Consider the following 15,291-nt stretch of genomic DNA (forward strand, 5'->3'; position numbering starts at 1 on the left):
GAGAGTATTTTATAGAAATGTATTTTTAGGATATTTTAATGAAAATGAATTAAGAACTAAGGAACAATCAGTAAGGTTAGAAACTAATTTAGTGTAAAGTCTAATCTTTAACTTGTGTAAACTATGTGCCTTAACGAACATAATGAAAAAAGAAAATGAATATAAACAAGCTGATATTGATAAACAAAAGAGTTGCAAATTCCCAACGCAAATACCCGAAGCAAAATTTGCAACACATTTGTTTTAGGAGCATAGAAAATTTAAATATAAACAGATAATCAATAATTTATAACACTTTAAAAGAATAAAATCATGAACAGAAAATTATTACTAATCCTTATTGCGATAGTTTTTATCTGCAATAATTTTCTCTTTGGACAGACAGTAATTCCTGCAAACTTGACTTCATCAATTACATATTCTGGAAATTGCATTATTAATTCCGATGTGTATATACAAAATGGTGCAGAAATTACTTTCGATAACGCTCAAATTAGTATTGATGCTGCAAAGACTATTACAATTGAACCTGGATGTAAATTGAATGTTTTTAATGGAAGCACATTGACGGCATCAGGTATTAATTTTTGGCAAGGAATTATATTAAGGGGAATTCCAACAGTAAGTCATGTTTCAGGTAACAGCCTTAATCCACAACAGGGGCAGTTGATGATGCAAAACTCAACTATTGAAAAAGCAAACATAGGAGTTTCTGTTGGTGAAATTATAAACAATATCCATTATCATGGTGGTGGAATTCTAAGGGCAAGTAATGTAGATTTCGTAAATTGTAAAGTATCTGTTTCATTTGCAATCTATGACAAAATACCAAACCAAAGTTATTTTAAAGACTGCAACTTCACATGGTCATCATTTGCAGCATCTTTTAATGGAACATTTGATACACACATTAAAATTATTGGAAATCAAGGAATTTATTTTGCTGGTGGAAATGTATTTTCAAATACATTATCAAAGTTAGATTTTATTAATAATGGTACTTCATCAAATCTGCAAGAAAAAAGAGGTATAGGCGTATATATTTTAAGTTCCTCAATTATTTTCAAAAGGGGATTTCCTTGTTATCAACCTGTTCAAGACGATCCCGGTTGCATCAAATGCACTGGTTCTATGAATGAATTTAACAACCTTTCAGTTGGAATACTTAACCAATGCTGGAATAGGGCGCAATTAAGAACTGCAATAACTGGATGTAGATTTGAAAATAATATAGTTTCAATTGGACATCACTATGATGACAATGTATTTATTAACAGAAACGAGTTTTATACAGATGATAACTATGACAATGGAAATGAGTATGGGTGTCAATATGGTAAGCATATAGATATTGGCGTTTACAATTGTGAAAATGCTGATATTTCAGATAATGAAATTAATTGGGAAACATCTGAAAATATTCCAGCATCAAGCCATCATATAGGGATATACACTGCAAATACCAGTGATTTGGGCGATTCAAGATCAAGAATATACCACAACAATATATCATCTCATTTTTCCAGCTTTTCATTATGCGGTCCTTATGCATATGGTAATTATATCCAAGGTAAAAATTACGAATTAGATATTTGGTGTAATCATTACGACTTAGTACCGTTAATATATGTTGATCAAAGTGGTGATTTTGCAACATGTGAAAACCATTATGATTGGTATGTTAGAAATCTAGAAGAAGATCAATACGGATTCCCAACAGATTATCCATCAAATTTAAAACAACAAGGTGATAATGATTTTTCAGCCTCAAATGAGTTTTCTCCTCATTATTCACCAACGGGTACATATTGTGTCCCAAAAATAGAATCTGGGCATGTTTTAATGTATTTTGACAGTGATAATGACATTGAGTATTATTATGATGCCAATCTACCAAATCAGGAACCAACTTGTCTTAAAGAATATGCTCCTCAGTTCTTTCATACAAATCAAACATCAACAAATGATAATGAATGCCCATTTTCATCATATTGTAATCAATTTGGCGATATACCTGATGGAATAAACTGGACAACAACATTTCCTATAAATGAAGATTTGACCGTATCTGATAACAATATTGAACTTACAGATGATGATTTTGAGGATGAATTTGATGAAATACCATTAAAAGTCGATGAAAAGATTGTTAACAATTTTGATTTAACATTGTATCCAAATCCCACAAAAGATTTTGTAATAATTGAAATTGAAGGATTATTTAATAGTAAAATTAATAATGCCAATTTCTATCTTTATGATTTAAATGGTAAATTAGTGAATTTTGAAATTGACAAGACAGAAAATGAAAATATTCTCATTATGAATTTAGAAAATTTGAATAATTCTATTTATGTTTTGAAAGTAGTAATTAACAACCAATTCATTACAACAAGTAAAATTGTTTTAAATAAATAATATAAGTTATGAAAACATACAATTATATAATATTAACAGTGTTTCTGTTTATTTCAATTGAAACAATAGGACAAAACCAATCTTGGCCATCACAGGGTGCAGTATGGTATTATGTAAATAATGGTACTGACATAAATTGTAAATATATAAAAATGTACGCAGATTATGACACTATAGTACAGTATCATGATTCCGTTATGGTTGCAAAATTAATGCGCTTACAGTATTTAGATTCAAATTTAAATTTTCTTGGGGATAGTTCTTTTGTTGCTATTTCAGGGAATGGAGGTAAAGATATTTATAGATGGGGGTTTTACGCATATAATGGTGCACGTTTCTTCCCATTATATAAAAATGTTAATGAAACAACCACAGAATACTTATATAAAGATACTGTTTTAGATGTTAGTTATTCTGTAGCTTTTATTCCCAAAGGATCTGAACTAATTAATGGCAACGAATTCAAAAAATTCTATCACTATATAATGGGAAATACTTGCTTCAAATACAGGGATTACTATTACGAAAAAATTGGAAGTTTGAATTATTTTTTATTTTATGACACATGCAATTCTTTTGGATATGCAGGAAAATTAAGTTGCTACTTTGACAGCACATTAGGTGTATTCAATACCGGAATTGAAGAAAAATGTATATGTGAAAAAATAGGACTCGGAATAAATTACAAACAAGAATATAGTAAAGCAGCAGTGATTGTGTACCCAAATCCAAGTTCCTCATTTGTGAAATTTCAAATTCCTGAAAACACATATTTGATAGAGTACAAATTATTTGATATTAATGGCAGGGAATTACTCAGTAAAAGCGGCAATGAAATTTCCACTCATATTAATTTGAATGATTTTCAGGGGAATTTATTTATTTTAAAAATAATTACTTCATCAGGTACCAGCATTCAAAAACTAATTAGAAGTCAATGAAGAAAAAAATAATATTATCAATTATAAGTTTGGTATTTTGCTATCATTCTTACAGTCAATTAATTGAAAATGACACTTTAGATTTTAAAGGAGGCTGGCCAGTTGAAGGTGCAACATGGTATTATCTAAATACTGGTTTTGATACTACTGTCAAATATATAAAAGTTAACTATTATAAGGATTTTCTTTATACAGATAGCAACTATTATGGAAGTGTACACACAGTAAAACTTCGTTCATTATTATTCCAATATTTGGATAAAGACCAAAATGTTGTTTTTGATTCTGTGTTTTATTTTTATATAAATGATCATCCAAACAATCCCAAAATTACGAATTATTTTGACGGTCAGATTTTTATTTATATACACAAAAACTATAAATTATCGTATAACACTTTTTATTTCTTTTACAATCAAATTTTATCAACAGGTGATGGTTGGAGATGGTCAGCACCTGTAGTGACACAAGTTTTTAAGCCATTAGGACAATTCTATATGTCAGATACAGGAACAATTGTTATAAATGGGGCAAACCTTTTTAAATGTAAATACAATTCTGATAATCCGTGTTATAGCTGGGGGGATATGGTAATTAAAAATATTGGTAGTACAGAGTATTTTTTCCCATTAGATAATTGTACAATGTATCCTGTTGGAGGCCCCTTGATTTGCTATAAAGATGACAAAATAGGTCTTTTCAAAACAGGTATTGATTGTCCATGTTTTATCGAAAATCAGGAATTTGATTTAGTAAATATTTATCCTAATCCTGTCAAAGATAAGTTAACAATACTTTCAAAAAATAGAGACTTAATGTTTAGCTATTCAATAATCAATTCGAATGGCCAGACTATTATCTCAAAAGAGAATATAAATTCTGATTTTGAAATAGTTAATTTAAATCATGTAAAATCAGGTATCTATATCTTAAAATTTAGACAAGGAATTAAAACAGAATATTTGAAATTAATAAAATTATAGAAATTCAATGCAAAGCACCACTACACATTGGCAGGCCGCACAAGCCCAACCACAGCCAAAACCTGCCAAAGAGTATTGCTGCCCCAAGCTTCGAAGAAAAAATTACATTGGGTAACAATGTATAAGCGTAATGCAGGTATAAATTATTAAAAATGAGCATAGTAAAACTAAAAAGCATTCAATTTATTAAGAAAAATTTCGTTTCTAAAATCCTGCCCTACGCTTATACTCACCGTTACCCAACATAATGAAAAAAAGAAAATGAATAGAAACAAGCTGATTTTGACAAACAAAAGAGTTGCAAATTCCCAACGCAAATCCCAAAACCAAAATTTGCAACACATTTGTTTCAGGGACATTACAAGTTTAATCTGAAAGTTTAAAGAGAAATATGAGTAAACAAATAAAATTTAAAATATAATGGTTACTTTTTGTATCTTTTGGATACTAAGAATTTTAAACAAAATCATTTTATTGAACCGAAACATAATGATTAACAATCTAAAATAAAAACATTATGGAAAAGATTCTAAGGAAACTAATGATTGTTGCGATATTTATGCAATTTTCAATATTGATGTATTCACAATCAACAATGTCGGGGAGTGTAAGTGGAACATGGACTTTTGATGATGATCCAATGGATCCTAATATCAATGGTTCACCTTATACAATTACAGGTGATATTTATATTTCTAATGGAAATTCCTTAACCATTGATGCAGGTGTTGTGGTACAATTTCAAGGTGATTTTTCTCTTACAGTTCAGTCTGGGGGTACACTTACTGTATCAGGAACTGATGGAAATCAAGTAACATTTACAATTGTATCACCTGCTACAATTTGGAGTGGGATTAACATCTCAGGTAACAGCAATACCAACTCATTCAGTTACTGTATTTTCGAATTTGTATCTAAAAGTCCGGCAGGTGGATGTAGCACTGACTTTGCATCATGTGGGGCAGTTTATCTGAACAATTCAAGTGATGTAAGCTTTTCTAACTGCATATTCCGTGATAATGACGTATGCTCCGGTGGGGGGATTGCAGCCATTTCAAGTGGTGTTTTTGTCTCAGCTTGTACTTTTCATGATAATGAAGTAGAGCATTACGGAGGGGGAATTTATATAGATGATGCAGATGATGAAAGCTATATCACAGGTTCTGGTTTTACAGAAAATATAGCATCTGTTAATGGAGGAGGTATTTATGTAAAAAATTGTGGTGATGAAATAAGGCTATCCTTAAATGAATTTACTTTAAATGAAGCTGTTGATGGTGCGGGTGCATATTTTTCAAATATGATAAGCTCAGGTTTCTATCTTTTGTCAAATAATGATTTCACTCAAAATGTTGCTACTGGTGATGGAGGAGGCGTTTATATAGTATCTTCTGATATTGATTATATTCACGATAATTTTTTCCGGCAGAATGACGCTGAGAACGGAGGGGCAATTTATATCTCTGAATCGAAGATTGATATATTCAGGCTCAATGATTTGGAATCAAATGAAGCAACAAACTTTGGAGGAGGAATGGTATTATCTGAAAGCTGGGTTAATGTTAAACTTGGGAAAATTTATACTAATTCAGCAAATGGAAATGGAGGGGGAATTTTTATTGAAGGGCAGCATTCAAGTGGTAATCCAAATGTAATTCTTAATTGCCAGATAACCGGGAATACAACTGGAGGTGATGGCGGAGGAATCTATACCAACAATACTTTTAATTCCTATAGCAATACAATAGCAGATAATAATGCAAATTCAGGTACAGGAGGAGGTGTTTTTCATAATGGCTGTACTTCAACCATTACCAATACAATAATATACTCAAATACTGCAGGAACAAGTAATGACGCATTCCCATCCCCTGATGGCAATAATGGTTATTCCTATTGCTGTACTCCTTCTTTTACAAATTGTGCTACTTGCGTTTCTTCCGACCCTGATTTTGTTGGAAGTGGAGATTATAATTTATCATATAGCACATCGTGTAACAATGCAGGTGACAACAATGCAATACAGACAAATTTTGATCTTGATGGAAAAACAAGGGTATTAGATCATTATATTGATATTGGAGCTTATGAAGACCCAATGCGACATATTGCTTGTGGACAGCTTAATAGCGCAACATGGACTAATCATAACCCAAACGGTATTGATTATGTAGTAAATTGCAATATTGAAATTCCTTATAACAAAACAATAACAATAAACTCAGGGACAGAGATAGCATTTAACGGAGCTTATAAATTTAATGTCAGAGGTATCTTGAATGCAAATGGGGCAAAATTTGATGCGACACAGGGTAACACATGGAGAGGCATCAGGTTTTTGGATTTAAATACAACAACTCCAGGTGCTTCCACTATAACCAATTCTGAAATTACAGGTGTTTATAAACCAAGCACAGGATATTGTGCCTATTATGATTCAAATTATGCAGGGGCAATATTCATTGACAATTCTGATGCTGTAACAATTTCATACTGTGAAATACACGACAATGATGTTTGTGATTGTGGAGGTGGAATTTTCATAGGAAACGATTCAGATCCAGCTATCTATAACAATGAAATATATGAAAACTCTGCAAACAGAGCCGGTGGAGGTATAGCAATATACTCAGGAGCACCAGACATATATCTGAATATAATTGAGGATAATGAATGTACAACCAATGGAGGGGGTGTCTATAATCTAAGTACGAGTGCATTTGACTTTTATAACAATTTAATTGACAACAACTTTGCTAATTTAAACGGTGGCGGATTATATACAGGTAACAGTACACAAATAAGTATTTTCAATTGCACGATTGCAGATAATACTGCCAATGGAGGTAGTGGTGGAGGAATTTATCAGGGTTCTACAACTTCTTTCACTTCAAAAAATAATATTATTTGGGGAAACGATGCATTTAATAGTACTTATAATCAAACTTATCCTGCTCCAAATGGGAATAATGGATATTCAGAATGCTGTATTGAAAATTCAACCACACCAATACCTAATTGTTCTTCTTGTGTGATAAGCAGCCCTCAATTTGTTGGGAATGGTGATTATCACATTACCTATACTTCTTCCTGTATAGATGAAGGTAATAATACTGTTACACATGACGATGATGATCTGGATGGAAACGATAGGATACAAGATTATAAAAATAAAATTGATATCGGTGCCTATGAAACCCAGTTTGCAAAAGTTGATTGTGGAGACCTGTCCACGGAAACATGGACGAATCATAATATCTCTGGTGTTGATTACTACATTTCCTGTAATATCAAAGTTCCATCATGCAGTACTCTAACTGTTAATTCAGGAACTACAATTGTATTTGACCAGGGGATAAAACTTGATGTTGAAGGAACATTAACCGCAGAAGATCCTACTCATTCAAATTACATAACATTTACCGCAACCGACCCAGATGATGGTTGGGGAGGAATAAGGTTTGGAGACGCCAGTACTTCTTATGGGGGTACATCTTCCTTTGAATATTGTGATATATCCTACGTTAAAAAAACTTTGACACCAACAGTTCAAACAGCAAGAAACCCAAGTTATTCAGGAGGAATCTTTATTTATTCAAATAGTACTACTGATATAGATTTTGATTACTGTAAAATCCATGATAATCAGGTTGCCTCCCATGGAGGTGGTATTTTATGCTTCGATTGCCCAGATGACGTTGTAATTCAGAATTCTGATATATATAACAACAAAGCAAAAATAAAAGGAGGAGGAATTAGTTTAAAAGGTGAATCTTTAACTATTATCCAATATAACAATATATACGGAAATGAGGCAATTATTGGTGGTGGAGGAGTTTGGATATGTGCCGATAATGTTTCTACACCCAACCCTGCTCCTTTGATTTATGACAATAATATTTATTCTAACACTTTAACAAGTGATTATATATCTCCACAGGGAAGCACTGCAACTAATGGAGGAGGTGGAATTGGACTTAGCAGTTCAAATGCCATTATAGAGTTAAACACTATTTATAACAATACTACAAATAATGGATATAATAATACCTTAGGGTATGGAGGAGGAATAAATGTTTGTACCAGAACGGGTGCATATATGAGTGAACCTACGATTAGAAATAATACTATTTATGATAATAATGCTGAATGGGGAGGTGGAATATCATTTGTTAATTCAGGAGGAGAAATTTACTTGAATTCTATTTATTATGACAATACTGCCTTTTCTGATGGTGGGGGTATATTTATGAAATCAAGCAGTACACCCACCATTCATAATTGCCTTATTGCCAATAATATCGCAACTGGAGATGGAGGCGGTATTTTTATGGATGATGCAAGTGCAAAGGTTTACAATTGTACTGTCTCAGATAACACTGCCACTTCTGGAGATGGAGTATATTCCATCAATACAGCAAATCCTGTTTTTATAAATGATATAATATACCCTGATGATGTTCTTATAGATGGAAATCCACCTCAAGATAATTATTTATTTCAAAATTGCGATATGACCACCTCCACTTGGTGGGGTAGTTTTAATCATGACGATGGTAATATTGATGACGATCCTCAATTTACATCTTATGGAGGATATGATTATTTGCCCTCAAATATTTCTTCACCTGTATCACCTTGTATTGGAGCAGGGCAAACAATTTCAGGTTTTACTCAACCCACTTATGATCTGAGAGGAAATTATTACAGAACTGTTGGGCAGATTGATATAGGAGCTTTTGAACATCCTGGCAACCAATCCTATAAAATAGCCAAACCTGATTCAATATTTAATGAATTGATTTCAGACCAGTTTATAGTTTATCCCAACCCTGTTAAAAGCTATTTTATTGTTCTCTGGTATTCTGAATCTGAAGGCAATGTTACATTCAACTTGATCAATACGTTGGGTGAAATTGTGTACAGTTCCGAGTTTAGCCTGATTGAAGGGGAAAATTTTCTTCAGATAGACAGGCAACAATTACCGGCAGGGATTTATTACTTAAAACTTAATTCATCTACTATTGATTCTAAAGTTGTTAAAATATTATTTGAATAATTTGTATAAAAGGGTACAGGTGAATTCCTGTAACCTTTGTATTAATAAATTCTATACTGTAAAAGTAATCGGTACCATATTAATTATAGTTGCTTTAGTCTATTGCTCCAATACATCTTATGCACAGCTCGAAGCAAGGTACTGGTACTTCGGCTTTGCAAAAGGACAAGGTCTTAGATTTGACAGCAACCAGGTTGTAAAAATTACAGATGGTTCTATGAAAGCAGGTTATGGGTGTGGAACAATCTCTGACAAAAACGGAAATTTATTGTTTTACACAGATGGTGAAAGAATCTGGAACAGGAATCATGACACAATGAAAAACGGGGGTGTAATAAAAGGATTTAGTGGTGCCATGCAGGGTGCAATAATTATACCCTTACCGGGCAACCCTTATTTATATTATGTTTTTACTGTTTCTTCTGTCCCCCATTATAATGGAGGATTTTGGTATCATATAGTTGATATGAAAGGGGATAATGGAAAAGGAGAAGTAATTTTAAAAGACCAGCATATTTATAGCGGCTTATTAACAAAAAAAATGGCTGCAACCTTTCATGCAAACAAAAAATCTGTATGGATTATGATCCACGAATGGAATTCTAACAGATTCAGGGCTTATCAATTAACAAGTAACGGACTGGATACCAATTCAGTGATTAGTTCTGTTGGGACTGTGCATCAGGGAGTAACAGATAATCAAACTGGAGAAATGAAATTCACTCCCTCAGGGAATAAACTTGCCTGTGCTATTTCTAAAGATAAAATTATAGAAATTTTTAATTTTGACAATAAAACAGGGCGTCTAAGCAATTGTATATCTTTAGATTGTAGTTTTTTTGGTTACAAGTTACAGGGGTTGGAATTTTCCCCAAATGAAAATTTTTTATATGCAAACGGTACATTATGGGGTGGTGGAGTTTACCAAATTGATATGTCTTCCGGAATTGATAGTGTAATTTCACAATCGTTGTGTCGTATTGATAACTCAAATAGTAATATATGGTTTACTGGTTTTCAGATAGGACTTGACAAAAGAATTTATATCGCTACTTATAATGGCGTTTTAGCTCGAATTAATAATCCTGATGTAAAGGGTAAAGCTTGTAATTATCAGGATACTGTTTTCACATTTTCAAGTTTTATTAATTGTCTTCCCACATTCCTCCAATCCTACTTTTACCTGCCGGATATTGAAATAGAAAACACCTGCTTTGGCGATAGTACAAGCTTCACTATGCGGGAAACTTCCAAAATTGATAGTGTTTTGTGGGATTTTGGGGATAGCAGTTATGCGTGGACAAATTTTACTCAAAGCAAATTTGGCAAACATGTGTATGCAGATACTGGGGTTTACAAAGTCACTGCTTATGTGTTACATGATTATTTAACAGATACCTTGGAAAGGGAATTCCGTATCAGCAATTATGCATTTGCAGATTTCACAATTCAGGATAATTCCCAATGTTTATTAGGAAATGAATTCCACTTTTATGATACCTCTTATGCCGTAGATGGTAGCATGACCTATGAATGGGATTTTGGAGACAGTAATAAATTTTTCCTGCATAATCCTGTAAAGTCTTATGATAAAGCAGATACTTTTCCTGTTTGCTTTACGTTAACCTCCTCTTATGGCTGTGAAACTTCAGTTACAAAGAATGTGTATGTAAGACCAATGCCATTTGCTGAAATTGCTGTAAATGATTCATCGCAATGTTTAAATACAAACAGTTTTGTTTTATTCAATCCAATGGACACCATCAATCCGGTTGGCTCGAAAACATGGTTTTTTGGAGATGGGAGCAGTTCAAACAGCGATACTGCTTTATACAGCTATTCATACTACGATACATTTCAGCTTACATTAATCGAAGAAACAAGTTTCGGTTGTAAAGATACTGCAAGAAAAAATGTGTATGTTTTGGAATCTCCTATTGCAGATTTTATAATCAATGACAGTTCCCAATGTTTAAATGAAAACAAATTCCACTTCATCAACCTGACAGCGTTCCCGAACCTGTCAGGGTTGGTGTATAATTGGAATTTCGGGGACAATACTTTTTCCTCCGATTCCAACACCTCAAAAACCTTCAGCACTTTCGATACTTTTGAAGTGCAATTACTTGCCATTTCTTCAAATGTCTGCAAGGATTCGGTAACAAAACAAGTGCTGGTATTGGAATCACCAAAAGCAGAAATTGGTATAAATGACAGCAGCCAGTGTTTGAAAGGTAACCATTTTGAATTTTTCAACCTGATAGTTCCGAAACAGTTGGATAGTTTTATTTACAAATGGGATTTTGGGGACAACACAAACTCACAGGATTCAAGCCCTGTTAAGATTTATCAAAAAGCTGATACATTTCAGCTTTCTTTAATCTTAACAAACAGCTTTGGATGTAAAGATACAGCCTATAATGAAGCCTATGTACATCCAATGCCTTTAGCAGCCTTTAGCATTAATGATACAAGCCAATGCGAAAACGAAAACCACTTTAGGTGTACAGATACAACACAATTCAGTTACAGCAAGCTTAAAAGAAGCTGGGAGTTGAGTGATAAATCAACTTATACGGCTGAATCCATCACGCATACATTTAATTCCAGCAACATTTTTAGCATTAAACTTAAGCTGGAATCAGAGGAAGGCTGTTTAGATTCGCTAATAAAACAAATAATCGTGTTCCCATCTCCTACAACAAGTTTTGATATCAATGATACATCCCAGTGTTTCAACGAAAACAAATTTGACTTTATAAATAAATCAACAATAAGCTCAGGTAGTTTTAGCAGCCAAATCTGGGATATGGGCAATAGAGAAATTATGACAGGTTTTAATGTTGTAGGTTATGTATATCAAATACCTGACACTACTTTATATGTAAAGCTGAAAACTGTTTCGGATCAAGGCTGTACGCATTCAGATTCATCGAAAATATATATCCACCCTGTACCCAAAGCAGCTTTTACCACAGATAATCCTTCACAGTGCTTAATTGGAAATAACTTCAATTTCAGCAATATTTCCATCATTAGTTCGGGAAGGTTAAATTATAGATGGTTTCTCAATGACAGCCTGCTTGGCTCAAGTCAACAATTTAACAATTTAACTATTCAACAATATGGCAATTATCTTATTAAACTAAAAGCAACAAGCGAATATCTGTGCCACGATTCTGTTCAGCAAAAGATTTTCGTTAATCCAATGCCCAAAGCCAGATTTACGAACTCAATGCCATGTTTAAACAATCCTGTTGATTTTACCAACCAGAGCAATATCCCTGTTGGAAATATTATTGTTTATCAATGGTATTTTGATCTTGTGAAGAACTCAACACAGGAAAATACCTCCTACCTGTTTACAAGCTCCGGTTATCATGAAGCAAAATTGCTGGTTGAATCCGATTCGGGTTGCAGAGATTCATCCAGGAAAAATATCTATTTATATGACCATGTGGATGCAAATAAACTTGAACGGGCAACAGTAACTGAAAACGATCAAATTTTAGTAGAATGGTCAGGAAGCAGTATGGGAAATCCCATGTCCTATAAATTGGAACGTTCAATAGATAGCATCAGCTTTTATGAATTAGCTGTGTTCGACACGAAATCATTAGAATATTTAGATGAAAGTGTTAAGGTTCAAGCCAACTCTTACATTTATCGCATTCAAACAATTGATAGTTGTGGGTATGGAAGCCCATATTCAAACATTGGTAAAAGCATTTTGCTAAAGGCAGATGAAAGTAGTGAATATACCAAATTATCATGGACAGCCTACCAATATTGGGAAGAAGATGTGAATGAATATGAAGTTCAAATATTTAATAAATCTTTGAATGATTTTGTTGACCTGTATTCATCCAAAGAAACAATTGAATTTGAAGACAACATTACTGATTTAAACCAGCCAGAGTTTTGTTACAGAATAAAAGCAATCAGGAATGGTGATGGGTTGGAGTCTTTTTCCAATACCGTATGCGTTTCAACAATGCTGAACGTTTTTGTTCCCAATGCATTTAGCCCAAATAGCGATGGTTTGAATGATGAATTTGAAATAAAAGGCACTTTCATAATTGATTACAAAATCATGATTTATGATCGTTGGGGTCAACTCCTTTTTGAATCGGATGACATTGAAAAATCATGGGATGGGAAATTTAATAACTCTCTTTGCCCAGTTGGCGATTATTATTATCAGGTTCAGGTTAAAGGAACATCCGGTAATAGGGACTTTATAAATGGAACAGTAAGTATAATCAGGTAATACATTTAATGAGAAACTATGTTAAAACAAAAAAATATGGAAAAAGCCCACTCAAAGCAGCAATACACATTGGCAAGCCTCACAAGCCCATACACAAACCAAAGCTTGCCAAAGAGTATTGCTGCCCCAAGCTTCGAAGAAAAAATTACGTTGGGTAACAATGTATAAGCGTAATGCAGGCATAAAATATTAAAAATGAGCATAGTAAACCTAAAAAGCATTCGATTTAAAAAGAAAAATTTCGTTTCTAAAATCCTGCCCTCCGCTTATACTCACCGTTATGGGCAATTATGAAAATGAAACAGACATTGACAAAAGGCACCGACTTTATCGGAATAAAATGAAAGGTCATAGAAATGTTTCAGAGAATAATAGCTTAATAAAGGTCGAAATAAGCCGAAGAGACCATAAATCAGAAGTAGGCATAACAATTTAAATTTTCTAAAAATGAGTTGGCAAACTTATAATCCAGAAAACCCCATTAATCCAGATGATTATATGGGACAATTTCACAATGAACTTTTAGAGTTTTTTGTAAATAATGTTGATGAAATTTGTGACGATCCAGAGTTAGACTCTGCACCCACAATGTTAACTGATACGGCTACTTTATTAATTCCAAAGGTAATTGAACTACTTAATATTACTCCAACAATTGAAGAAAAAAATACTGCTTTCGGAGCATGTATTTTGGCTGTAACAAGACCATGTGATAGAAGAAACTTATTTATGGATATCTCAGAATTCAGTACTGAGTTTCAAACAATATGGAATTCTATAAAAAGTGAAGTTAATAACCTCACAGTTTCTAATATCAACAATATTTTAACAAATTTAAAAGGAATAGATACAACTATTCAAAATAGTAGTCTTGTTCAGTTAGAAAAAACAAGTGCTTTTCAGATTAACTCAATTGCTCGTTTTAGTTCAGCTTATTGGGTTAATGAAAAACTTAATCCCAACTCACCTTGGATTGAAATTTCAGCTGATCGAGGTGGAGAATATGCCATGAAAGATCCTCCTGATTGGGTATATGCAGATATTGAAGGAGCCTTAATTGGCGCTTGGTTTACTGCAAATCCATTTGTGGCTCTCGGTGGTGGTGCTGCAACATCAGCCTATCATGCTGCAAAAAAAGCATATAAGAAGAAATGTGGCACAACTTAACTAAATCAAGTGTATTCTCAAGTTTTGAGAATACACTTTAAAATTCTTTGATATGAAAAAACAATTTTTTATTATACTTACGATATTAGTTGTCATGATCACAACCCTTATTACAAAAGTCATTTTATATCAATTTGATAATGAAGTTAGTATTTTAAATATATTTGACTATTTGGGTTGTTTAACTTTACCATTGCTTATTTTGTTCTTTGAAAAAAAAATATCAAGAAAAAGAATCTTGATAACGGCAATTTTGTTTCCATTGATATTAACAATAGCATTATACTCAACTGGAAAAATAATATAAATAACATGCCCATAATCGAGTAGATGGCTCCGCCATCGTTAAATGACGGAGTACACCTCTCACACCACTGTACGTACGGGTCTCGTATACAGCGGTTCGTTAAGTTGTGGGGAGATTCGTTTGTAAATTTCGAGTAGTGAAACATA

Annotated in this window: 6 protein-coding genes; all 6 read left to right on the forward strand. The window is 33.0% G+C overall.

Annotation, left to right across the window (positions count from 1 at the left end; genetic code table 11):
* Positions 1-312 precede the first annotated feature (312 nt).
* The 6 genes from HOG71_01680 (at position 313) to HOG71_01705 (ending at position 14,838) form a co-directional block, all read left to right on the forward strand.
* Positions 313-2,418 carry a T9SS type A sorting domain-containing protein gene (locus HOG71_01680; protein ID MBT5989538.1) on the forward strand — a complete coding sequence of 702 codons (2,106 nt, stop codon included), beginning with the start codon at positions 313-315 and terminating at the stop codon, positions 2,416-2,418.
* A gap of 8 nt (positions 2,419-2,426) precedes the next feature.
* The gene (locus HOG71_01685) at positions 2,427-3,359 is read left to right on the forward strand and encodes a T9SS type A sorting domain-containing protein (GenBank protein MBT5989539.1); all 933 of its coding nucleotides are present in this window, start codon (positions 2,427-2,429) and stop codon (positions 3,357-3,359) included.
* Complete coding sequence (locus HOG71_01690; protein MBT5989540.1) at positions 3,356-4,342, forward strand: T9SS type A sorting domain-containing protein; 987 nt, start codon at positions 3,356-3,358, stop codon at positions 4,340-4,342. Before HOG71_01685 ends, HOG71_01690 begins: the two co-directional genes overlap by 4 nt.
* A 517-nt stretch (positions 4,343-4,859) precedes the next feature.
* On the forward strand, positions 4,860-9,401 hold the full coding sequence (locus HOG71_01695; GenBank protein ID MBT5989541.1) for a T9SS type A sorting domain-containing protein: 4,542 nt from the start codon (positions 4,860-4,862) through the stop codon (positions 9,399-9,401).
* 19 nt (positions 9,402-9,420) lie between these two features.
* A complete protein-coding gene (locus tag HOG71_01700) occupies positions 9,421-13,671 on the forward strand; it encodes a PKD domain-containing protein (protein MBT5989542.1) in 4,251 nt (1,416 codons plus the stop codon).
* A gap of 447 nt (positions 13,672-14,118) precedes the next feature.
* On the forward strand, positions 14,119-14,838 hold the full coding sequence (locus tag HOG71_01705; GenBank protein MBT5989543.1) for a hypothetical protein: 720 nt from the start codon (positions 14,119-14,121) through the stop codon (positions 14,836-14,838).
* Positions 14,839-15,291 lie beyond the last annotated feature (453 nt).

Source organism: Bacteroidota bacterium, from assembly GCA_018698135.1.
In the GTDB taxonomy this organism is placed as follows: Bacteria; Bacteroidota; Bacteroidia; order CAILMK01; family JAAYUY01; genus JABINZ01.